Source organism: Nitrosomonas sp., from assembly GCF_021731985.1.
GTDB lineage: Bacteria > Pseudomonadota > Gammaproteobacteria > Burkholderiales > Nitrosomonadaceae > Nitrosomonas.
Genome location: NZ_JAKFWH010000091.1, coordinates 1 through 22,820, shown reverse-complemented (window position 1 = coordinate 22,820; position 22,820 = coordinate 1). Strand labels below are relative to the sequence as shown.

Annotated in this window: 25 protein-coding genes, 1 tRNA gene and 3 pseudogenes; 19 read left to right on the top strand and 10 right to left on the bottom strand. The window is 43.7% G+C overall.

The features are described from left to right. The 3 genes and pseudogenes from QZ942_RS13800 to QZ942_RS14155 form a co-directional block, all read left to right on the top strand. Positions 1 to 113, top strand: a pseudogene (locus QZ942_RS13800) (IS5/IS1182 family transposase); the annotation flags it as partial. 98 nt (positions 114 to 211) lie between these two features. After that, a complete protein-coding gene (locus QZ942_RS13795) occupies positions 212 to 559 on the top strand; it encodes a DUF3465 domain-containing protein (RefSeq protein WP_292996620.1) in 348 nt (115 codons plus the stop codon). Between the two features lie 83 nt (positions 560 to 642). Continuing rightward, positions 643 to 1,514: pseudogene (locus QZ942_RS14155) on the top strand (CHAT domain-containing protein). 383 nt (positions 1,515 to 1,897) lie between these two features. On the opposite strand, the gene QZ942_RS13780 reads toward QZ942_RS14155, so the two are convergent. Beyond that, positions 1,898 to 1,973, bottom strand: a tRNA-Asn gene (locus tag QZ942_RS13780). Between the two features lie 516 nt (positions 1,974 to 2,489). Here QZ942_RS13780 and QZ942_RS13775 point away from each other — a divergent pair. From QZ942_RS13775 to flhC, 3 genes are all read left to right on the top strand, one after another. Continuing rightward, positions 2,490 to 4,091, top strand: coding sequence for an EAL domain-containing protein (locus QZ942_RS13775; protein WP_292996612.1), 1,602 nt, complete (start codon positions 2,490 to 2,492; stop codon positions 4,089 to 4,091). 202 nt (positions 4,092 to 4,293) lie between these two features. Beyond that, entirely contained in the window at positions 4,294 to 4,611 is a 318-nt protein-coding gene (gene flhD / locus QZ942_RS13770; protein WP_292996610.1) for a flagellar transcriptional regulator FlhD, read from the top strand. A 29-nt stretch (positions 4,612 to 4,640) separates the two neighbouring features. Continuing rightward, positions 4,641 to 5,177 carry a flagellar transcriptional regulator FlhC gene (gene flhC / locus QZ942_RS13765; RefSeq protein ID WP_292996608.1) on the top strand — a complete coding sequence of 179 codons (537 nt, stop codon included), beginning with the start codon at positions 4,641 to 4,643 and terminating at the stop codon, positions 5,175 to 5,177. 33 nt (positions 5,178 to 5,210) lie between these two features. Here the strand turns inward: flhC and QZ942_RS13760 are convergent, their stop codons facing one another. After that, positions 5,211 to 6,404 (bottom strand): pyridoxal phosphate-dependent aminotransferase, encoded by a 1,194-nt coding sequence (locus QZ942_RS13760; protein ID WP_292996606.1) that lies wholly within the window; start codon positions 6,402 to 6,404, stop codon positions 5,211 to 5,213. A 378-nt stretch (positions 6,405 to 6,782) separates the two neighbouring features. On the opposite strand from QZ942_RS13760, the gene uvrB reads away from it, so the two are divergent. Next, positions 6,783 to 8,813 (top strand): excinuclease ABC subunit UvrB, encoded by a 2,031-nt coding sequence (gene uvrB / locus QZ942_RS13755; RefSeq protein ID WP_292996604.1) that lies wholly within the window; start codon positions 6,783 to 6,785, stop codon positions 8,811 to 8,813. Between the two features lie 3 nt (positions 8,814 to 8,816). Here the strand turns inward: uvrB and QZ942_RS13750 are convergent, their stop codons facing one another. The 6 genes from QZ942_RS13750 to QZ942_RS13725 form a co-directional block, all read right to left on the bottom strand. Next, on the bottom strand, positions 8,817 to 9,164 hold the full coding sequence (locus QZ942_RS13750; RefSeq protein WP_292996602.1) for a hypothetical protein: 348 nt from the start codon (positions 9,162 to 9,164) through the stop codon (positions 8,817 to 8,819). A gap of 51 nt (positions 9,165 to 9,215) precedes the next feature. After that, positions 9,216 to 10,040, bottom strand: a complete 825-nt coding sequence (locus QZ942_RS13745; RefSeq protein WP_292996600.1) for an RNA methyltransferase — start codon at positions 10,038 to 10,040, stop codon at positions 9,216 to 9,218. A gap of 49 nt (positions 10,041 to 10,089) precedes the next feature. After that, positions 10,090 to 11,391: a histidinol dehydrogenase gene (gene hisD / locus QZ942_RS13740; protein ID WP_292996618.1), complete on the bottom strand. Its 1,302-nt coding sequence runs from the start codon at positions 11,389 to 11,391 to the stop codon at positions 10,090 to 10,092. 45 nt (positions 11,392 to 11,436) lie between these two features. After that, positions 11,437 to 12,081: an ATP phosphoribosyltransferase gene (gene hisG / locus QZ942_RS13735; protein WP_292996598.1), complete on the bottom strand. Its 645-nt coding sequence runs from the start codon at positions 12,079 to 12,081 to the stop codon at positions 11,437 to 11,439. Positions 12,082 to 12,092: 11 nt separating this feature from the next. Further along, a complete protein-coding gene (locus tag QZ942_RS13730) occupies positions 12,093 to 12,734 on the bottom strand; it encodes a superoxide dismutase (RefSeq protein ID WP_292996596.1) in 642 nt (213 codons plus the stop codon). A 75-nt stretch (positions 12,735 to 12,809) separates the two neighbouring features. Then, positions 12,810 to 13,241, bottom strand: coding sequence for a biopolymer transporter ExbD (locus QZ942_RS13725; RefSeq protein WP_292996594.1), 432 nt, complete (start codon positions 13,239 to 13,241; stop codon positions 12,810 to 12,812). A gap of 379 nt (positions 13,242 to 13,620) precedes the next feature. Between QZ942_RS13725 and purE the strand changes: the two genes are divergently transcribed. The 10 genes from purE to QZ942_RS13675 all read left to right on the top strand — a co-directional run bounded on the left by purE (position 13,621) and on the right by QZ942_RS13675 (position 20,266). Then, positions 13,621 to 14,109, top strand: a complete 489-nt coding sequence (gene purE / locus QZ942_RS13720; protein ID WP_292996592.1) for a 5-(carboxyamino)imidazole ribonucleotide mutase — start codon at positions 13,621 to 13,623, stop codon at positions 14,107 to 14,109. After that, positions 14,109 to 15,242, top strand: coding sequence for a 5-(carboxyamino)imidazole ribonucleotide synthase (locus tag QZ942_RS13715; protein WP_292996590.1), 1,134 nt, complete (start codon positions 14,109 to 14,111; stop codon positions 15,240 to 15,242). The genes purE and QZ942_RS13715 overlap by 1 nt, the downstream gene beginning before the upstream one ends. A gap of 11 nt (positions 15,243 to 15,253) precedes the next feature. Next, positions 15,254 to 16,144, top strand: a complete 891-nt coding sequence (locus QZ942_RS13710) for a phosphoribosylaminoimidazolesuccinocarboxamide synthase (RefSeq protein ID WP_292996616.1) — start codon at positions 15,254 to 15,256, stop codon at positions 16,142 to 16,144. Positions 16,145 to 16,335: 191 nt separating this feature from the next. Further along, positions 16,336 to 16,782, top strand: a complete 447-nt coding sequence (locus tag QZ942_RS13705; RefSeq protein WP_292996588.1) for a hypothetical protein — start codon at positions 16,336 to 16,338, stop codon at positions 16,780 to 16,782. Between the two features lie 630 nt (positions 16,783 to 17,412). Beyond that, positions 17,413 to 17,640 (top strand): addiction module protein, encoded by a 228-nt coding sequence (locus tag QZ942_RS13700; RefSeq protein ID WP_292996586.1) that lies wholly within the window; start codon positions 17,413 to 17,415, stop codon positions 17,638 to 17,640. Next, on the top strand, positions 17,637 to 17,936 hold the full coding sequence (locus QZ942_RS13695; RefSeq protein ID WP_292996584.1) for a type II toxin-antitoxin system RelE/ParE family toxin: 300 nt from the start codon (positions 17,637 to 17,639) through the stop codon (positions 17,934 to 17,936). Before QZ942_RS13700 ends, QZ942_RS13695 begins: the two co-directional genes overlap by 4 nt. A 659-nt stretch (positions 17,937 to 18,595) precedes the next feature. Further along, positions 18,596 to 18,796: a hypothetical protein gene (locus tag QZ942_RS13690; RefSeq protein WP_292996582.1), complete on the top strand. Its 201-nt coding sequence runs from the start codon at positions 18,596 to 18,598 to the stop codon at positions 18,794 to 18,796. A 98-nt stretch (positions 18,797 to 18,894) separates the two neighbouring features. Beyond that, a complete protein-coding gene (locus QZ942_RS13685; protein ID WP_292996580.1) occupies positions 18,895 to 19,128 on the top strand; it encodes a hypothetical protein in 234 nt (77 codons plus the stop codon). Continuing rightward, the gene (locus tag QZ942_RS13680) at positions 19,128 to 19,568 is read left to right on the top strand and encodes a type II toxin-antitoxin system VapC family toxin (RefSeq protein WP_292996578.1); all 441 of its coding nucleotides are present in this window, start codon (positions 19,128 to 19,130) and stop codon (positions 19,566 to 19,568) included. The genes QZ942_RS13685 and QZ942_RS13680 overlap by 1 nt, the downstream gene beginning before the upstream one ends. Beyond that, a complete protein-coding gene (locus tag QZ942_RS13675) occupies positions 19,568 to 20,266 on the top strand; it encodes a transposase (protein WP_292996576.1) in 699 nt (232 codons plus the stop codon). Before QZ942_RS13680 ends, QZ942_RS13675 begins: the two co-directional genes overlap by 1 nt. A gap of 62 nt (positions 20,267 to 20,328) precedes the next feature. On the opposite strand, the pseudogene QZ942_RS13670 reads toward QZ942_RS13675, so the two are convergent. Beyond that, positions 20,329 to 20,443: pseudogene (locus QZ942_RS13670) on the bottom strand (VIT family protein); the annotation flags it as partial. A 232-nt stretch (positions 20,444 to 20,675) separates the two neighbouring features. Between QZ942_RS13670 and QZ942_RS13665 the strand changes: the two are divergent. Both QZ942_RS13665 and QZ942_RS13660 read left to right on the top strand, forming a co-directional pair. Then, positions 20,676 to 21,404 carry a hypothetical protein gene (locus QZ942_RS13665; protein ID WP_292996574.1) on the top strand — a complete coding sequence of 243 codons (729 nt, stop codon included), beginning with the start codon at positions 20,676 to 20,678 and terminating at the stop codon, positions 21,402 to 21,404. 208 nt (positions 21,405 to 21,612) lie between these two features. Continuing rightward, the gene (locus QZ942_RS13660; RefSeq protein WP_292996572.1) at positions 21,613 to 22,059 is read left to right on the top strand and encodes a hypothetical protein; all 447 of its coding nucleotides are present in this window, start codon (positions 21,613 to 21,615) and stop codon (positions 22,057 to 22,059) included. Between the two features lie 393 nt (positions 22,060 to 22,452). On the opposite strand, the gene QZ942_RS13655 is transcribed toward QZ942_RS13660, so the two are convergent. Beyond that, positions 22,453 to 22,820, bottom strand: a 368-nt coding sequence (locus QZ942_RS13655) for a sulfite exporter TauE/SafE family protein (RefSeq protein ID WP_292996570.1), incomplete at its 5' end; no start/stop codon positions are given.

Sequence of the window (22,820 nt, the reverse complement as noted above, 5' to 3'; positions counted from 1 at the left end):
GCTACAAGGGATTGGTCAAAAATACCGCTCAGATGTTCTCGCTGTTCGGGCTTGCCAATTTGCTGTTGGCTCGCCGGTGGCTATGCAGAACAGGCAGCCTAGTTGCGCCTTGAAAACAAGAAATGAGGGTAATAATGCAAAAAATGATGCGATTCAGGTCAAAATTGGGCAAATTATCGCAATATTACATGATCACTCGGCTTGATCTCTACTGCGCGATGAGTTATTCAGCGTTTCCTTAGCTCAATTATTTGGAGGTGGTCAGAGTAATGTACAAGTTTATGGATCAGGTGTTGTGACTTCCATTTTATCGGATGATCTTGATGGTAGCCGTCATCAAAGATTTATCATTGAGTTAAAATCAAAGCAAACGCTACTGATTGCTCACAATATAGATTTAGCACCAAGAATTGATGGATTATCCTTAAATGATCAAATTGAATTTTTTGGGGAATATGAATGGAATGATAAAGGTGGAGTCATTCATTGGACACATGATGATCCTGAAGAAATTCATGTGAATGGCTGGATCTTTCATAATAATGTTATCTATCAGTGACCTCATAGCGAAAGAAGCTCTTAAATTTTGATTTAAATTGACACAATGAGGGTGCGCTTAACCTGCTGCCATTTGGTGCATTAGTGGACGAAAACAATCAGTATTTGATTGAAAACTATGATTTTACCTACTTAAGCTCGGGGCGAGACTTACTGCGCCTGCAGGCTAAGATCCAGAGTCAAGACCCAGGCGTTATCATTGGTGATGTCGTTTTCGGTGATACATCTAATCGATCACAAATAATAGAAGTTAATTCGAGAGCTGTGAATCGACGTTCAAGCGATTTTGTATCTGAAAGATTCGGGTCACTCCCGTGCACAGCAGTGGAAGCACGCGAGATAAACAAGATTTTTCCGGCTGCAAAAGTATTGTTGGGTAAAGAGGCTACGGAAGGCGCTATCAAAAAACTCGATAGCCCGCACATCCTGCATGTGGCAACGCATAGTTTCTTCCTCCTGCCGGACATAAAGGAAGATCTCCGTGATTCACGTACATTCCAAGCAATGGATGGCATTATTCGAATGCCTGCTACCGAGAATCCACTATTGCGCTCTGGGTTAGCCCTTGCCAACGCGAATCTACTGGAATCTTTCGGTGAGGATGGCGTATTGACCGCGTTAGAGGTGTCCGGCTTAATTTATGGGGAACCCGATTGGTAGTTCTCTCAGCCTGTGAAACTGGGGTGGGTGATGTACAGAATGGTGAGGGCGTCTTTGGTCTACGCCGCACGCTGATTATTGTCGGTTCTGAAAGTCAGTTAATGACGCTATGGAGAGTGGCTGATCTGGCAACCAAAGATCTCATGGTAGATTACTATCGCCGCCTGGTTTCCAAAGAAGGCAGATCAGCAGCATTGCGACAAGCTCAGCTTGCTATGCTATCCGGTCCTAACCACCAGCATCCTTTTTATTGGGCAAGCTTCATTGCATCGGGGGATTGGAGGCAGCTTGATTGATCAAATAGGACAGAGCCATACAAAGTAAGCTGTATTCCACATGGCGTTTACATGAATGCCTGTATGGCTGCAAGAATTTATGCAACTTATAGTATATATGGTGCGACACAAAGAAACAAACTCTGACGCACTCCCTTACTACTGGTGCCGTTTGTGTTGCTGGGGAATTGGTTGTAGCGTGGTGATCATTGAAACAGATGGATTGTTCCCGAGTTATTTTTCAGCTTGCTATCCAAAATTCATAAAATTACTTCAGATCTAAATCTGAAAAACTATTCAGTTTCTGGGTAATGACAAGCTCATGGACTTTGTGCCCAGTCTACTATAGGTCTACTAAGCTTTAAAAGTAAAAAGGCCTGCATCGCTGCAAGCCTTTAAATTCATGGCTCCCCGACCAGGGCTCGAACCTGGGACCTGCGGATTAACAGTCCGTCGCTCTACCAACTGAGCTATCAGGGAACTGGTGAGATGCGCATGTTAACGGTTTGAAGCCTTCTGGTCAACCATCAGATCGTCTCTTGTATTAGAACGCTGTAATAATTTAGTCAAATACTGGTAGTAAAGTACATCGGTATGAATCTCACTGGCTTGTTTTTCATGGAATCGGTTTAAATGTTATCGGTATTTATACCGCAGGATGATCGTTGAAATTAACTGCGCTGCTGGGTATTTCTTGATGAAGTCAGTAGGCATCTGGCTGAAGATCACCACACATTACGCCGAGTATCAGCTTCGTGCTGCGGCGGGCTTCATTAAATCCTTTCTCTATGCCATTTCTCGCAACCTAAAACTGAAGGGATGTAATTAAAGTTTAGTTTTATTCAGTCGTAAAAAAGCCAAATATAAATAGTATGTTTGCCAGGTATGCTCAGAAAAAACTTAAGACTTTTGGCTATCGCTTTCTCGGAAGAAGATGAGAGATTTTTGTATTCTGAGATAACTAATATTCATGTGTATAAGAACATAAATAATCTTTTGGATATACGTTCTGAATTATGTGAGTCAGACTGGGATGTGATACTTTTTAATCATGATAAATCTTTCCTTGATTGCAGCACTGCACTGAATGTACTAAAGGAAAGTGGAAAGGATATTCCGCTTATTATTTATTCGGATGTCTCCGATGAAAATGCTGTTCATTCTGCCTTATATTCCGGTGCGCATGATTATATCCATAAAGGGAGTGCTTTGTACTTGGTTCATGCCATTGAGAGGGAAATAAGAAATGCCGAAATTCGGCAAGCAAAAGTTAAAGCTGAGGATCAAATATATCACTTGGCTTTTCATGATGAATTGACCAACCTTCCCAATTGTAATTTATTTTCTGAAAAGGCTTCGGCTATGTTTTCGAGGCTCGCCGAATCGGATGCTATTGCGGCAATGTATTTAGTAGACTTCGATCGTTTACCTTATATCAACAGTATCTATGGCTCTGGTGTCGGTGACCGGTTAATTCAACAGTTCTCGCAACGATTATCTGCTTATAGTACTGAAAACTGCTTGTTGACTCGGATTGAGGGTTGTAAGTTCGCTTTCTTTAATGCGAATGTAACAGATGCAGAAAGTGTGCAGGATTTTGCCAATCAAATTATTAAATTGGCAATCTCGCAGGTTACTATTGATAATTTGATATTTTATTTGCGACTTAATATCGGGATTTGTGTTTATCCCGTAGATGGGGGAAATATTGCTCAGTTATTGGCTAATGCTGAAAGCACCTTATCTCATACCCGATATCTGTGGAAAAATACTTGTACGTACTACACAAAAGAAATAGAAGAAGTTGCTGTCAAGCGTTCACTACTGGAAACAGCGTTACGCAGTGCAATTGAAAAGAATGAGCTATTATTGCATTATCAGCCTATTGTAGATCTCCAATCCGGTGCTTTGTCAGGGGTTGAAGCGCTAGTCCGCTGGAATCACCCTGAGTTTGGGTTACTTTTACCCGAAAAATTTATTCCATTGGCGCAAGAAACCGGGCTAATTATTGATATCGGTAGATGGGTGTTATGGCAGGCATGCAGACAGGCTGGGTTATGGCACCAAGCAGGCTATGGATCGCTATCGATTTCAGTCAATATTTCTGCAATTGAATTTGATCAAACGCAGCTTATTAGTAGTATTTCGCATGTGCTTGCCGAGACAGGCATTTCTCCTGAATTGCTGGAGCTGGAAATTTCTGAATCAACTTTGATGCGAGATGCTGAAACAAGTGCCCAGATTTTGCAAGCACTAAAAGATATGAATATTAAAATCGCGATGGATAATTTTGGTACCGGTTATTCATCATTGCGATATTTAAAGCATTTTTCCATTGATATTCTTAAGATAGATCGCTCCTTAACACATGATATTATTATTGATCCTGATAGCTCAGAAATTATTGCAGCAATCATCGCAATGGCTAGGAATCTTGATCTATTAGTATTGGCAACAGGGATTGAAACTAAAGAACAGTTTGATTTTTTACATCATTTACGATGTGACCGTGCGCAAGGTTTTCTTTTCAGTAGACCAATGATCGCTCAAGATATGTTGCATTTACTGGCGCAACGTAAAACCGGAACACTTGCTTAGTCTCCGGGCCCATAAGAAACTTCCAAATCCAATAGAATTCTGTTTTTACCGTGTAGGTAAAATTCCTACATTGCGATAGGAATAGTACCTAACTTTGTTTAGGCTGAACTTCCATTTACTTCCAATGCTGCATAATCGAAAATCAACACCTACGCATTTACATTTTTGGTTTAAACATTTTTTAATCTAAAGGGGTGTTGAAATGGAGACAAATCAAATTCTTGATGAAATCAGAGACATCAATTTGAGCTATTTGTTGCTGGCAAAACAGATGTTGCGCGATGATAGGGTGTCGGCAGTCTATCGATTGGGAATTAACCAAGATCTCGCTGATATTTTGGATAACTTAAGTTCGGCACAATTAATCAAAATGGCTGCTTCAAATATGTTGCTTTGCCGTTTTCGTTTTGATGATCGTCTAATTGCTGAAATGTTAACCAGTGACAATCGTGAACAAGCTGTTATTAAGTCTCATGCAGCGATATTAATGGCAGGAAAACCAGCGGAAGCTATAGCTTAAGAAATTAATCGACGGAAAAGGGACATATTATGCGCAATCGAAGTATTATAACTGAGGCTAAACAAATTCAACTTGCCACTGAACTCATCGAATTGGGCGCGCGATTACAAGTTTTGGAGATGAATACTGATCTGAGCCGTGAAAGACTGGTTAAGTTATATAAAGAAATTAGAGGCGTATCACCTCCTAAAGGCATGCTGCCGTATTCTGAAGATTGGTTCATGAGCTGGCAGCCCAATATGCACTCTTCATTATTTATTAACATATATAATTATATTACAACGAACGCTGGGATTGATGGCATAGACGCGCTGATTAAGAGTTACAAGCTCTACATTGAACACATCAATGTCAATGAACTTGAGAGAGTGTTAAGTTTGACGCGTGCCTGGACTTTGGTACGTTTTGTTGATAGTGGCGTATTGTGTATAGCACCCTGTGTGAGCTGCCATGGCCAGTTTGTTGTGCATACGCTGGAAATTCATTCGAATCACGTGTGTGGTCTATGTAACATTCCCTCCCGAGCTGGAAAAACCAAAAAAGCAGCTATAGCCGCTCTTCATTAAGCAAGCGTAGTTTCTTCCGCCGAGTCAGTCAGATCACTTAAGCAAGTTTTTAATACGACCTAATGCTTGCTGCAGATTCTCCAGTGAAGTAGCGAAAGATAAGCGCATATAGCCTTCACACCCGAAAGCGGAACCTGGAACAACAGCGACACCAGAATTTTCCAGGAGATATTCGCTAAATACGATATCGTTTTGTGCACCAATCAAGTTTCTTTTATAGAGATCCTCGATTGATTGGCGAACATCAACAAACGCATAAAATGCACCTTCGGAAGATAAACAGCGGAAGCCACGGATCTGATTCAATTGCTCGGTCACAAAAATGTTGCGTTCTTTGAATGCGGCAACCATTGGATTCATACACGATTGATCGCCATTTAATGCGGCTTCAGCGGCTGCCTGTGAGATTGAGCTGGGGTTTGATGTGCTTTGCGACTGAATATTCTCCATCGCAGTTATGATATGAGCAGGCCCGCCACAATAGCCGATTCGCCATCCGGTCATAGAATAAGCTTTGGATACACCATTCAGAACCATCGTTTGCGGAAATAATTCCGGGCAAGCGTTGGCGATATTAATAAATTTCTGATTCGATAAGAGAATATGTTCATACATATCATCTGTAGCAATCAGGATTTGCGGATGTCTGCGTAAAACCTCACCCAATGCTTTGAGTTCATCACGGGTATAAACCGCTCCCGATGGATTGCTGGGGCTGTTGATGACAAACATTTTCGTCTTGGGAGTAATCGCTGCTTCCAGTTGCGCCGCAGAAATTTTGAAATTCTGTTCGATCCCGGTATTGATAAAAACCGGTTTGCCTTCCGCGATTAAAACAATATCCGGATAGGAAACCCAATAGGGCGCCGGGATAACCACTTCATCACCGGGATTGATCACGGACAATACCAAATTAAAGAAGCTCTGTTTGCCGCCGCATGAAACTAAAATTTGTTTAGCCTCAAAATCAAAATTATTTTCACGTTTAAACTTCGCCACAATGGCATTTTTTAAACCGGGTGTTCCACCGACTGCGGTATATTTGGTCAGGCCTTTATTAATCGCAGCGATTGCGGCATCTTTGATATGCTGTGGGGTATCAAAATCAGGTTCGCCTGCTCCTAATCCTATAATATCTTTGCCTTCAGCTTTTAATTTGGCAGCCCGAGCGGTAACAGCAAGGGTAGGGGATGGCTTAATGGTTTGAACGCGATTAGAAAGTTCCACAAAAAAATCCTCACACAAAAATAAGCAGATAGTTGGGTAAAACGTTAATAGTTAATATTTAACGAAAGAAATAAATTAATACAAGTGTTAGTAACGTGATAGTTCCTTCAATTGGTATTGAGAATGACATATCAAGAAAGAATTCTTGTTCACGTTTGTCGCAACGATTGCATTGTGACTTCGAATTAAGCGATAATTCGGTGTTAGGTTTTTCTATTCTGATGCGCACTAGACTGTAATTCATATTGTCTCTCCGAAACATAGGTTATGAAGCCCTACATAAGGCTGGTGCTAGCGCAACCAGCCTTATTACTTTATGGGTGGATCTCAGCATGTTAAATACAATCCAATCTTGGAATCAATCTTGGAATTATACCTGTGATCGTAACCTTCCCCAATAGTCCGTACAAATTACATCAATCATTTGAGCCAGCAGGCGATCAACCCCAGGCAATTACGAAGCTGGTCGAAGGTATTCATGATGGTCTTGCGTCTCAAACATTACTGGGTGTTACGGGTTCAGGGAAAACCTATACGATTGCCAACATGATTGCACGTCTCGGTCGCCCGGCAATTGTGATGGCGCCGAATAAAACACTCGCAGCTCAGTTGTATGCTGAGATGCGCGAATTTTTCCCTGAAAATGCGATCGAGTACTTTGTTTCTTATTATGATTATTATCAACCTGAGGCATATGTGCCGTCACGCGATATTTTTATTGAAAAAGACTCGAGTATTAATGAGCATATTGAGCAAATGCGTTTATCCGCCACAAAATCTCTGCTAGAACGGGAAGATGCAATCATCGTCGCTAGCGTATCTTGCATCTACGGTATCGGGGATCCCGTTGATTATCATGGCATGATTTTGCATTTGCGCAGCGGCGAGAAAATCACGCAACGAGAAATGATTAAACGGCTGACTGAAATGCAATATGACCGTAATGAATTAGAATTCAAACGCGGTGTGTTTCGCGTGAGAGGCGATGTGGTGGATATTTTTCCAGCTGAAAGCTCTGAAACGGCTGTGCGTGTTTCGCTATTTGATGATGAAGTCGATAGCATGTCATTATTTGATCCCTTAACGGGCAGTATGTTACAAAAATTATCACGCTATACCGTATATCCTTCCAGTCATTATGTAACGCCTCGGAGTACTACGTTACGTGCAATTGAAACAATCAAAGTGGAGTTACGCGAGCGTTTAGATTATTTTTATCAGGAGCATCGGTTGGTTGAGGCGCAACGTCTTGAGCAACGCACACGATTTGACCTGGAAATGCTGAATGAATTGGGTTTTTGCAAAGGCATTGAAAATTATTCACGTCATCTTTCCGGTAAGCAACCGGGCGAGCCACCTCCAACGCTTCTCGATTACCTGCCGCGTAATGCCCTGATGATCATTGATGAAAGTCATGTCACCGTGCCCCAGGTGGGCGGAATGTATAAAGGCGATCGTTCGCGGAAAGAAAATCTGGTGAATTATGGTTTTCGCTTGCCATCTGCGCTGGATAATCGTCCTTTAAAATTTGAGGAATTTGAAAGAAGGATGCCGCAGACAGTTTTTGTATCGGCAACGCCGGCTGATTATGAGAAAATAAACAGCGGTCAGGTTGTGGAACAGGTTGTCCGGCCGACAGGGTTGGTTGATCCGATGATTGAAGTGCGTCCAGTGGCAACACAAGTTGATGATTTGATGTCTGAGGTCAGCTTACGGACGGCAAAGAATGAACGGGTTTTAGTCACCACCTTAACGAAACGCATGGCCGAGGATCTGACGGATTATTTTTCCGATCATCAGATCAAGGTGCGTTACCTGCATTCGGATATAGATACCGTTGAACGAGTCGAGATTATTCGTGATTTGCGTCTGGGTAAATTTGATGTGCTGGTTGGTATTAACTTATTGCGCGAAGGGTTGGATATCCCGGAAGTTTCATTGGTCGCCATACTGGATGCCGATAAAGAAGGCTTTCTGCGCTCGGAAAGATCCTTGATTCAAACCATTGGCCGGGCTGCACGTCACATAAATGGTACGGCAATTCTTTATGGCGACAGAATAACCAAATCAATGCGCTTTGCAATCGACGAAACCAAGCGCCGTCGTGATAAGCAAACGCAATATAACCTGCAACATCAGATAACACCGCGATCTGTCCATAAGCGGATTAAAGATCTGATCGACGGTGTGTACAATTATGAATCCGCACAACAGAATCATAAAGCGGCGCAAGTACAGGCGCGTTATGATGCTATGAGTGAAAACCAGTTAGCCAAGGAAATTCAGCGTGTTGAAAAGCAAATGCTGAATGCCGCAAAAAATCTCGAATTTGAGCAAGCAGCATCGTATCGGGATGAATTAAAAAGCCTCAAGAATAAATTGCTGATCGGTTTTACCGACGTTACCTAGAATCTATTTCTTAACTTCGGTAGAAGAAACAAAAATGACGGTACTGAAGGTGCGGTTCAACGTTTTACTAGTAAAATTAGTCATCACCATACTTTCAACGAAACGAATATGGTCACCTTTATTGACCTTGGTCGTAGGCGCTGCAATCCAGAACTTATTGCCGCCATTCTCTAATTCCATATACGTATAACCGGTTGTGTCGACGAAAGAGATAACCGTTCCTTCGTTAGTAGCTAATTTTCCAGCGGATCCTTGACTGTTCTGAGGCTCATGGTGAAGTGCCATGACATTGGCCGGATTCAATAGCAAACATCCAACCAGGGCGATAAGGGGTAAAAATAAATTTTTCATGCAAGCTCCAAAAATACAGTGTTGTTCGGCGCAGTATAATACACTGCTACATTATTTAGTTCCAATGCTGGAAAATTTTGTTGATGCTCTATCCTGGCGTACTTTTTCAAAAAAACAAATGGCCGCTGCAGCCGCAGCATTGAGTGATTCAGTTTTGCCGGGCATGGGGATAGAAATATTCTCGTTGGCCGCTTGGATCATTTCTTTAGATAACCCCGCGCCTTCGTTACCGAACACAAAGGCTGTCGGTCCAGCTAATGAAATCTCAAAAAGCGTTTTTGTGGCTTGTATGGAAGTGGCAATGACAGTCCCAGAATATTCCTGCGCAACCTTTTGTAAGTCACAGTTCTCATGAATGTGCAGAAAAAAATGCGCCCCCATGGAGGCACGGAGTGTTTTGGGAGACCAGGCATCGGTGCATTGTTTTGAAAGATAGACATCTCTAACGTTAGCGGCGGCTGCTGAACGTAAGATGGAGCCAAGATTTCCAGGATCTTGAATTGTTTCAAGCAAAACACTAAAAATTTCTTTTCTAGAATCACTTTCTTTCTTCAATTCAGGAATTGTAATGAGCGCGAGAATTCCTGTAGGCGTCTTAACAGGAGATATGCCACGAAGCAGGTCATTGCTGACAATGGTTATTTTAGGGCGCGTATTGCCAAATAGCCTATCTAGGAAACGCTTGTTTTCAATATCTTCAAAATAAGCTTGACCGACAATCAGATTCTCCGGTGTACCCAGTACCGAGCAATAAATCTGAATGAGATGTACCCCGTCCAGCAACGTTAGTCCCGTTCTTCTGCGATACTGTGATGATCCTTCTAACTTGATTAGTTGCTTGATGAGCGGATGATCGCGTGAAGTAATAACCGGCATGATTAAATCCCGAAGCTATCGAGAAGTGATTACGATGATCATCCCCGGCCTATCGATTTTTATAGCGATACTCTGCTGACATGGCATGAGCTTGCAATCCTTCTCCATGCGCTAAAACAGAAGCAATTTCTCCGAGCCTTGCAGCGCCCTGCTGAGAGACTTGGATAAGGCTGCTGCGCTTTTGGAAGTCGTACACACCCAATGGGGAAGAGAATCGTGCTGTCCGTGATGTGGGTAAAACATGGTTAGGACCGGCGCAATAATCTCCAAGCGCTTCACACGCATTGCGGCCGAGAAAAATAGCGCCGGCATGGCGAATTTTATCCACCCAGATTTCCGGCTGATCGACAGATAATTCGAGGTGCTCAGGTGCAATTCTATTGGCGATCGTACAAGCTTCATCCAGATTTTGCACTTGAATCAAAGCACCGCGATCTTCCAATGATGCGCGGATGACAGCTTTGCGCGGCATTCCGGATAACAATCGGTCAATGCTATGCATCACCCGATCGAGAAATTCTGCATCGGGAGATAATAAAATGGCTTGCGCCAGTTCATCGTGTTCTGCCTGTGAGAATAAATCCATGGCAATCCAGTCGGGATCTGTTTTGCCATCACAAATAACCAAAATTTCAGAAGGACCGGCAACCATATCAATACCGACGACACCGAATACCCGGCGCTTGGCGGCAGCGACATAAGCATTTCCCGGACCTACGATCTTGTCCACTTGCGGGATCGTTTCAGTGCCATACGCCAGTGCGCCGACAGCTTGCGCGCCGCCGATGGTAAAAACCCGGTCAACCTGACTGATTGCAGCCGCCGCCAAAACCATATCATTTCTTTCCCCGCCCGGTGTGGGTACAACCATGATCAGTTCCTTCACACCGGCCACCTTCGCGGGGATGGCATTCATCAGAACGGACGACGGGTAGGAAGCTTTGCCACCAGGCACATAAAGCCCTACGCGATCCAGCGGGGTTATTTTTTGACCTAACAGCGTACCGTCTGAATCCGTGTATTGCCATGAATTCAATGGCTGCTTCTCATGGTAGCTGCGAACGCGTTCTGCAGCTTGTTCCAATGCATTACGCTGGATTGACGGTAAAGTTTCCAAGGAATGACGCAAATTTTCTTGCGTCAGCTCGAGATCCTTACCGGATGTTGCAGAAAGCCGGTCAAAACGGTTGGTGTATTCGATCAAGGCGGCATCTCTGCGGTTTCTGATGTCGGCAAGAATCTTGGCTACTGTGACATCGACCGTATCATCCTGGGCATTTTCAAAAGCCAATAATTTCTCAAGATTGGAATCGAAATCAGGATCGGTTGAATTGAATCGTTTAATTCGGATCATGGTATAAATTAAATTTCTGGTGAATTCGATTGCCGGCAGATTTTATTGCTTAACGGCTTCAGAAAATGCATCCAACACGGGTTGAATAATATTCCTCTTTAGCTTCAGCGCAGCTTGATTAACAATCAATCTTGCCGAGATTGGCATGATTTCTTCGACAGCTATAAGATTATTTGCTTTTAATGTGTTGCCGCTCGAAACCAAATCAACGATTGCATCAGCCAAACCTACCAGCGGAGCCAATTCCATCGATCCATACAATTTGATCAGATCGACGTGGACGCCTTTGCCAGCGAAGTGTTCACGAGCGGTTTGCACATATTTGGTGGCAATACGCAATCGTGCGCCTTGCCGCACGGCGGAATCATAATCAAAGCCTTCAGGCACGGCTACCATCATCCGGCAGCGAGCGATATTCAAATCCAGTGGCTGATAAAGACCGGAGCCGCCATGCTCGTGTAACACATCTTTTCCAGCAATGCCAAGATCGGCTGCGCCATATTGCACATAAGTCGGTACATCCGATGCGCGCACAATAATCAAGCGGACATTGGCACGATTGGTGGAGAGAATCAATTTGCGCGATGATTCCGGATCATCCAGCGCTACAATTCCCGCCGCTTTTAACAACGGCGCCGTGTCCTCAAAAATTCGCCCTTTTGACAGGGCGATTGTAATATCAGTCATAAATCAGGAAATTATCCAAGATTAGCTGCGGCAAAATCCCAATTGATCAATTTATCCAATACCGTATTCACATAGTCGGCACGACGATTTTGGTAATCCAGATAATAAGCGTGTTCCCACACATCGATGGTCAATAATGGGCGGACATTTTTAGTGAGTGGTGTTTCAGCATTGCCGGTTTTGGCTATGGCAATCTTGTCCCCATCCAACACCAGCCATGCCCAGCCACTTCCAAATTGTGTCAATGCTGCTTGAGCAAAATCTTTTTTGCACGCATCCAAGTTGCCAAACGACGCCTCAATTTTTTGTTTGAGCGCAGCGGATGGTTCGCCGCCGCCGTTGGGTTTCAGGCTATGCCAATAAAACATATGATTCCAGACTTGCGCGGCATTATTAAAAATTGCAGCTTTATCAGCTTGCCCGGCGGTTGCCCTAATGATCTGCTCCAGCGATTGTCCTGCCAGATCACTATTTGCCAGCAGATTATTCAAGTTATCGACATAAGTCTTGTGATGTTTGCCATAGTGAAAGCTGAGCGTATTGGCGGTGATCACCGGTTCCAATGCATTATTTGCATACGGCAGGGGTGCCAGCACATATTGCGAACCGGATTGGGCAGCTTTGGAAAAATTATCGAGATTGACAGTGGACATAGGGGCCTCCTTAGAATGAAAAATGAGTTTGTTGTAATAACTTTTAATTAATTCAATCATGATTGGGAATAATCCTCAGTGAGCATTATTTGTTTCCGTGGTGAATGTGATTTTATTGTAACCTGCCAGCCGGGCAGCTTCCATCACTGTGATGACAGATTGATGCGTTGCTTTGGCATCCGCATTGATAATAATAAACGGATCCGGCTGATTCTTGGCTGCGGAGAATAATGCATCGCGCAAGCTTTCGATGCTGGAAAACTTGATCGGAACCAGATTGATTGTATAGTCTCCTAGTGCGTTGACAGTAATATCAATGCTATTGGGCTTGTCGATATTTTTGTCGACTTTCTCCGCATTGGTTTCGGGCAAACTGATTTCAAGCTCAGCAAATTTTGAATAAGTTGTCGTGACAACCAAAAATATCAGTATCACCAGCAATACATCAATCATCGGTATCAGATTGATTTCCGGGTCGTTATTTTGTTTTCCGCGTTGAAAATTCATTCCGTTACAGGTCGTGTTTAAGGATAATCTAAATTGCGAAACGCAATACAGCAATATTTCATTCAATGAGTAGACGCATTGCTAAAGCAGATTAGTATAATACCAATTGTATTTTTTATTGAAGCTATCGAAATAATGACACAATTATTGCACAGACTTATAAAATAGCCAGCCGTGTTTTCATGCAAAAACTTTTCAATAGGGCACCTCTAAAAATTAAAAGTTCTAAACAACACGAGGCGCGAGCAAAAAATGGTTACGCAGCATATGCATGATATGTAAGGAAACATTCTTTGCGAGCAACAAAGTGTTGTGACGAAATTTGGATTTTTAGAGATGCCCAATAGTGATTCTCAAATTTATAGCCGACTAATGCCAAATGATTAAACCATTAATAAGCGTCGTGATGGGCAGTAAAAGCGATTGGGATGTGATGCAGCACGCAATTGCAGTATTAGATGAATTTCATATCGCGTATGAGACCAAAGTAGTCTCGGCGCACCGCACCCCGGATCTGATGTTTCAATTTGCCGAAGCAGCCAGGGCGCGCGGGATCAAATGCATTATTGCCGGCGCGGGCGGTGCTGCACACTTACCCGGCATGATTGCCGCAAAAACCACGCTACCGGTTCTGGGTGTGCCAGTGAATTCGAAACATTTACAAGGACTGGATTCACTGCTCTCCATTGTGCAGATGCCGAAAGGCGTGCCTGTGGCTACGTTTGCCATCGGCGAAGCGGGTGCGGCCAATGCGGGATTATTTGCGGTGGAATTCCTGGCAGTGAATAACAGCGAGTTGAGTGCGCAACTGGACGAATACCGGCGGAAACAAACCGAATCTGTACTTAACGCAGAGTTGCCGAAATAATGCGCATCATGCCTGGAGCTATGCTGGGTGTGCTTGGAGGCGGGCAGCTTGGGCGTATGTTTGTGATGGCGGCGCAGCAAATGGGATACCGGGTGACGGTATTGGATCCATTATCTGATAGTCCTGCCGGACGAACCGCGGATAATTTTATCTGTGCCGATTATGCCGATCAATCGGCGCTGGAAAAACTCAGCAGCCAATGTGTTGCCATTACCACCGAATTTGAAAATATCCCAGCGAACTCGCTACGAAAGCTGGCTAAATCTTGTGCCGTCAGTCCGGATGCATACAGTGTTTCGATAGCACAAAACAGGATTGCAGAAAAACAATTTTTGAGTACCAATGGTTTTGCCATTGCGCCATTTGCGGTCATACAGCAGCAGGATGACTTTGCCACTCAGGATGTCGCGGATTTGCTTCCCGGTATTCTGAAAGTCAGTCAGTTCGGTTACGATGGCAAAGGCCAGAAATCCGCTGCGGATGAATCGGAATTGCTAGTCGCTTATGCGCAACTGAATCACTCGGTTTGTGTGCTGGAAAAATTCATGTCGCTGAAAAGCGAGCTATCGGTTGTCGTGGCACGTGGCAGGGATGGCGAATTAAAAACTTTCCCGGTATCCGAGAATCAGCATGTCAATGGCATTCTCGATATCAGTGTCGTACCGGCCAGAATTTCACAGGAATTGGCTGAACAAGCCCAGGCCATTGCTTGTAAGATTGCAGAAAAGCTGGATTACCAAGGCGTGCTGTGTGTCGAGTTTTTTGTGTTGCAAAATGATGAGTTATTGATCAATGAAATCGCCCCACGCCCGCATAACAGCGGGCATTATTCGATCAACGCCTGCGTCACCTCGCAATTCGAACAGCAAGTACGCACCCTGTGCGGCTTGCCGCTCGGTGCAACCACGCAACACAGCGCCGCCGTGATGGTCAATTTGCTGGGTGATTTGTGGCAAAACGGCGCGCCCGATTGGAATCTGATTTTGCGGAATCCATCGGCCAAATTGCATTTGTACGGCAAAACCGAAGCACGCCCAGGCCGCAAAATGGGACACTACACCGTGTTAAGCACGGACACCGGCAAGGCGTTACAACAAGCCATCGCCATTAAAAAACAACTTGAACATAATTGAATCCAAAACCCATGACGCAATCCACCGCTTTATTTGAAACCAGCATCAAAAGCCTGCCGTTCTTGCATCGCGGCAAAGTCAGGGACATCTATGCCGTCGATGACGATAAGCTGCTGATCATTCAAACCGATCGCTTATCGGCGTTTGATGTAATTTTGCCGACTGCGGTGCCGGGGAAGGGGAAGCTGCTGACGGCACTGTCCGATTTCTGGTTCAAAAAACTGGCGCATATCCTTCCCAATCACTTGACCGGCATTTTGCCGGAATCGGTCGTGGCCGAGGATGAGCGTGAACAAGTGGAAGGGCGTGCATTTGTCATCCGGCGCTTAAAACCCTTGCCGATCGAAGCAATAGTGCGTGGCTATGTGGTTGGATCAGGATGGAAGGATTATCAACAAACCGGCGCAATTTGTGGGGTTCAACTGCCCGCGGGGTTGAAACTGGCCGAGAAGCTGCCCGGTGGCTCGATTTTCACCCCCTCGACCAAAGCCGCAGCCGGTTCGCACGATGAAAACATTGCATTAGCAGAAGTGGAAAAACAATTAGGCAAATCACTGACCGCCAAAGTCAGCGAAAAAGCCATCCGGCTCTACACCGAAGCGGCGGATTATGCGGCACAACGCGGCATTATCATCGCCGACACCAAGTTTGAATTTGGGCTGGATGATGCCGGTGAACTGTATCTGATTGACGAAGTGCTGACACCGGATTCATCACGATTCTGGCCAGCCGATCAGTATAGGGCAGGGCAGAATCCGCCCAGTTTCGATAAACAGTTTGTGCGTGACTGGCTGGAAAAGCAGGATTGGAACAAAAAGGCTCCGGCGCCTGAATTGCCGGAAGAGATTTTGCGGGTGACAATGGAAAAATATCGGGAGGTATTGCGGTTGTTGGCGGGATAATTGGAACGCAATCAAATAAATGGATACTTTCAGCAAGCTGACGAGGATGTGGGTATTAACAAGAATGGGAATTCTTGATTCTGGACCTGTCCCCGTGCTTGACCCGTGCTCCGGATTCCGCGAATAGATTGAAGAAGTATTTCTTTGAGATTCCTGTCTATAGAATTTCTGAATCTATTTATAAGAAGCAGATGGATGATTTTTTACGGGAAAAAATACCAACGTATAATGGCATGGAAGAAATTCTTCTTTTCAGAGTAAGGAATCCTGGTACTAGCGATACAAATGCGATGCTGACGGGGATGCTTTCTAGGGAGTTTGGTGGGCCATGGAAATATAACGAAATAATAGGATACTTACGTCTCTATTTGTTTGGTAATCAAATACGAATTGAATATTGGCAGGTGCAAGTTAAGCGAATCGTGAAATCTAGAAAAAAGTTATTTGGCTGTACATCTGCAAAAGTAATCGATGAAGTAGCTGTTAAAGATTTGAACAAAAATAATGAAATAAAGTTGGCAATTGAAGCCGCGATAAAAAGCTGTGAAATTAAATTTAAAAAAAGGCATCTTGATCTACATCATTTTAATTTAATTAAAGATTACGTTGATTGGGTCAATTTTATTGCAAATGTATAATAAGTCGTCGAATCGGATTTGCAGAGCTAGATTGATTGATTCCAATGTTATAACTCTAGGGAGGCTCATGCGAGTTTTTGCCTTTTTTCTTCTTCTTCCCTTCATCATTACTGGCTGCGCCATCGTGTCCGATAAGCGATACGGGGAAGAGCTCTCGGTGCAATGGATGGGGAAAAGTGTATCGGAAATCACCTTGCTGGAAGGTCGTCCACCGTCCCGCGTAATCAACCTGCCCGATGGAGTCGTTTACTATGTATGGAGCCAAGACACGAGTTATACAACGAATGTTTCGTGTCAACAGAATGTGCAAGGCCAAACGAATTGCAGTGGTGGCAATCACGTCACAGGTTCTTGCGAAGTTACAGCACAGACAAATAGTTCCGGCATCGTGATGGCCGTGTTGACCTCTGGGTGCAGCCACTTCAAGACTGGGGAGTTCAGATACCGTTAGCAAGCAAGTAGCCCGCGAAGTTTAGGGCCAGGTCGCGAATTGAGAATCTTGCCGATGAATGCAGCTAGTAGCCTGGATAAGCTTGCGCCATCCAGGACTAAAACTCCCAAACATCAATACCGGACCAACACATCGTTCGATGATAAACTGCACGCTAATATGGTTTCGGAGAACTTATCATGCCCGATAAAATAAAACGGATTCTGGAAAATATCAAGACCTTGTCGCCCCATGAAAAAGCGATACTTGCGCATTGTCTGATTTCGAGCTTGGATGATGCCAATGAGGAAAATGTCGACGATGCCTGGTTACAAATTGCTGAAAGCCGGTTTGCGCAACTTGAATCTGGAGCGATGAAGCCGGTTAGCTGGGAAGAAATAAAGCTGACATTGAAACGTGAATTGTGACAAACGTTTACTTTCACCCTGAAGTTGCACACGATATACGTGAGTCGTTCGTTTGGTATGAGTCACAGGCGAAAGGGTTAGGAGATGATTTCATCAATGAACTTGAAAGCGCTTATGAAACGATTACCGAACTTCCCGGCGTTTGGCCTCTATTCAAAAAAGGTTTTCGGCGATACATCCTCACCCGTTTTCCATTTGCGGTAATTTACAGACAATCAAACGAAAGAATCTATGTGGTTGCTGTGATGCATCAAAGCAGAAAACCCGATTATTGGCTCAAGCGAGCTACAGAATAAAAAGCAAACAGTCTGGTTAAGCCCGTGCCTCCGAATTACACTTAATAAACCCGGATATTGCATGAATTGCACACGCCCTCACTTGTCTCTTGATTCCACAAGGAATTTGTCTCAGTCGGGTGTATGAATAACTACACCGCTTCTTCGAAAAATCCCTTGTGAAACCAATATCATGCGTGATTATCGTGCGAATTCATGCAATATCCGGGTTAAGATGCACTACGAGCACAAAAACACAGGTCGCGAATCAAGAATATTACCTATGAATTAAGTATCTATGTTTGTTTTGTGAACTTGTGGTGTGTGTATTGCCTGAGCTGATGCTACGCCGATAATAAGACTCGCCGTTGAAACGGATACCATCATTGACGCCCAAAACGGCGGCGCGTTACCATCCGGTGCAATGTGATCGATGTATCTTATAGCGACCCATACATTCCCCAAGGTATTTTAGGTGCTTTTGAATAAATTATTCAGTATTCCCTTAATTTTTAGTATGAATTTATTCAGCTTCTGTTTACCTTCATTGGTATAGATTGGCTCGACAGTGAATACTGGTATCAATAATCTGCATAGAAAAGCGCATTGGAAGCTTGCTTAAGGGTATATTGGACTTGCGCAATAAACACTTCGACACAAACTACGGGAATGTAACAATCATGACTAAATTACTCAAGCATCTCAGCATCAATGTGATGTTTTTATTACTTATGTTGATTTATGCGCCTGGATGGATTGCTGCCGGACCATTACTGCATACCACGGAAGGTTACGCCTCCGGTCAATTAAGTAGAATAAGTCGTGATAATAATGTAACCAGAGCTTATGTTGGGGAGGTTTCACTCGGGCATAAAACATAAAAGAACATAAAAGGGGTCAGACCCTATATAAAATACTCATATTTGTGCATTATGTATATTAGTTTGTGATAAGATTTTATCTTTTAATGGACTTAATTATGCGAACTACAATTAATATTGATGAACAGTTATTAGTATATGCCAAGCTCCAAGCGGCGCAGCAGGGTTGCACGTTGAAGCAAGTCATTGAGGATGCGTTGCGTGAGTTTTTTTCTCGCCATCATTTAAAACACGATCCGGTAAAGTTAGAAACGGTTTCGGGAGCCGGTCTAAAACCGGGTATTGATTTGGACAATAGCCGTAGTTTGAGCGACATTATGGACGATCGTTAATGTTTCTAATGGATGTGAATGTCTTGGTCTATGCTCATCGAGAGGATACGCTGGAACATTCAGCTTATCGCGAATGGTTGGAGTCAACCATCAATGATACTGCTCCTTATGGTTATTCGGAGTTGGTGTTGAGTGGGTTTTTGCGAGTTGTTACGCATCCGAGAATTTTTGAGGTGCCTTCTGCTTTGTCCAGTGCTACTCGTTTTGTTAACCAAATCAGGGAATCGCAGAATGCGGTTTGTCTTGCGCCCGGACCGATGCACTGGAAGATATTCTTGCAGTGCATCGAGCAAATTGATGCGAAAGGAAATGATATAGCCGATGCTTATCATGCTGCTTTGGCGATGGAATGGAATTGTGTATGGGTAACGACAGACAAAGGTTTTAAGCGCTTTAAAGGTTTAAAAGTACGCCATCCACTCGCTTTGCTGGATTCCTGATGCCAAGAAAAAAGCGCTTTTATCAGCCTGGAGTACCGGTACATGTGTTCCAACGCGGGCATAATAAAGAACCGGTATTTTTTGATGTTCAGGATTACTTGGCTTATTTGCGCTTCTTGAAAGCTGCAGCTGATGATTTGGGGTGTTTGATCCATGCGTATGTGTTGATGACCAATCATGTGCATTTATTGGCGACACCGAAAGCTGAAAACGATATTAGTTTGTTGTTTCAAAATATTGGGCGCCACTTTGTGCCTTATATTAATAAAACCTATCACCGCCGAGGAAGCTTATGGGAAGGCCGGCATAAAGGGAATATTTTAGAATCGGAAGCTTATTTTCTAGTTTGCATGCGCTATATTGAAATGAATCCGTTACGCGCCGCAATGGTTGATCATCCCGGACAGTACCGATGGTCCAGTTATACGGCGAATGCTCATGGGATTGATAATGCCATTCTTCAGCCGCATGCGCTTTATCTGTCTTTGGGTGATACGTGCGAGAGTCGTCAAGCTGCTTATCGTGCTGGGTTTGATGGTGAAACTCGGTCAGATGAACTTGAGTTAATCCGTGCTTGCTTACATTCAGGTACTCCGCTGGGCAATGACCATTTCAAGAAAAAGATCGAATCTGCTATCGGGACTCGGGTTGGTTACAGTAAGCGCGGTAGACCAATACAAGAGGCAGGTGTCAAGTAAAAACATGGGGTCGCGAATCAAGAATATTGCCTATGTATGAATTAAGTGCGCATTGCCTGAGTTGATGCTACGCCGATAATAAGACTCGCTGTTGAAACGGATGCCATCATTGGCGCCGAGAATGCTGGCGCGTAACCATCCGGTGCGGTGTGAACGATGCATCATATAGCGACCCATACATCCCAGGGTGTTTTAGGTGCTTTTGAACAAATTATTCAGCATTTCCTTAATTTTCAGTACGGATTTGTGAATTTATTCAGTTTCTGTTTACCTTCATTGGTCTAGATTGGCATCGCCAGGAATACTTTTTTCAATGATCTCCATAGAAAAGCGCATTGGAAGCTTGCTTAAGGGTATATTGGATTTGCACAATGAAAACTTCGTCACAAACTACGAGAACGTAACAATCATGACTAAATTACTCAAGCATCTCAGTGTCAATGTGATGTTTTTATTACTTATGTTGATTTATGCGCCTGGATGGATTGCTGCTGGACCATTACTGCATACCACGGAAGGTTACGCCTCCGGTCAATTAAGTAGAATAAGTCGTGATAATAATGTAACCAGAGCTTATGTTGGGGAGGTTTCACTCGGGCATGAAAGTATGACTTTTGTTAGTCTTGGAAATCAACCGCCTAACCTGGTTTCTAATCCATGGCAGTTTTGTTTTGAAAAGGATCGGTACGAGGAGCTTGAGAATCTCATTGGCAATGACGTCGTACTGGAATTTAAAACACCCAAAAATAATTCATTGCTATCTTGTTCTTCTGTAAACGAATTGGTGGCGGTTTATCCGGTTATTCAGAATCAACCCTTGGAACAAAAACATGTTGTTGGCAGCATTTATACTATGGACCGGGAGATTTCCCACGGTGTTGAGTTTGGAAGAATAACAAATGTAATTAAAAACAAGGGTGCCAATAGAAGCTACTTTATGACGATACAAGTTGGCACCGGCGGGAGCAAATTCCGTCATTTCGTCATAGATGATCATGATTTATATGATTTTGCAATTACCGCCTTAAAAAATGCCACTATCGTTAAAGTACACTATAGCGATCGGCTTGCTTTTTTCACTAATTTTTATGGATTGGGATCCAGATCGGTTGTTTCAGAAATCGAAGCGGTTGATTAAATTGCAACTATAAAATAATTCTTGAGACTGTGTGCGATCCAAGTAGATGATTCTTGTTGATGTAGGAACACGGCGCCAGGTTGCGAGTTAAGAAAATTGCCGATGAATTTTGTGATCTTGTGGTGTGCGCATTGCTTGTGCAGGATTCGTGATTGTGATTCTGTATTTGACCCCACGGGCTGCTTTTTTATTTAAACCGGAAATAAACATGAAAATCAATTTTACAAAAAAAGAGTTTGTTACCCTGCTTGAAATGATTGATATTGCAAATTGGGTGATTTCGGCACACAAGGTTGAAAAGGGGCCCATAGAGGAGCCCTACGAAGCGCTCGAAGGAAAGCTATTCGCGCTTTCATCTGAATTCGATTGTGAAGATAAGGTGAAATATTCCAAGGAGCTGAATGGTTACTACCCGACCCATTTTTTTGAAATGGAATCGCCACATCGAGATTTTATTGATGAATATAATGAAGAAACATTCTGGGATGAACTGATAGATCGGCTGGCAATGCGGGATGTGATCAGAGAGTTAGGAGAAAAAGAATTTTCGAATTTGGAGCCAATTGAAAGATTCGAGGCATTGGGCAAGCATGAAGAAAAGTGGGCTAAAGAATTCGAAGAACACGGTTTAGAGAACGTTTCTGTAAGAACATAACAATTCGTTCTATTCGCATTACCAAAGGAACTCCGGAATAATCCACATTTGTCATTCCGAACGTAATGAGGAATCTTTCTGAATCAAAAACATAGATTTCTCGCTCTGCTCGGAATGACAGTTATTCAGAGGTTCTCTAAAGGCTAAAGGTGGTTTTGGGGCGCAGCTAAGCGATGTCTATGAGTTCAACGTTATCTGCTCAAATTGTTAAAATTGATTTGATTGTACTGCCAAGAAATTTCACAAGTAACACGTTAGGCTGGATGATGTAGGTTCCCAATATACAGACTGTGTATTAATTGCTGGGGTACGTTGACTCACCCCAGCCTACTGGTTTGTTAAAAATTGATTTAAGATGCGCATTGACCTATCGGGATATCGCCTTTCCGCCAATTAGAATAAGCTCATTAACATCCTGATTCCTAACCCATACAGCAGCACAACAAAAATCGTTCTTAGAGTGGCAGTTTTGGCGGAATGCGTGAGCCTTGCGCCAAGGGGTGCGGTCAGCATACTGGCTAGCACCAGCCAAGCGAGTGCTGGCAAATACACATATCCCAAGCTGTATTCAGGCAATGTTTCTGGTTGCAGGTAGCCATTCGCGATATAACCGGCGGTGCCCGCCAGTGCGATGGGGAAACCAATGGCGGCTGCGGTGCCGATGGCGTGTTGCAGTTTGATTTTGCACAAAGTAAGAAATGGCACGGACAATAATCCGCCGCCTATCGCAACTAGGCTGGAGAGTGCGCCGATTACGCTAC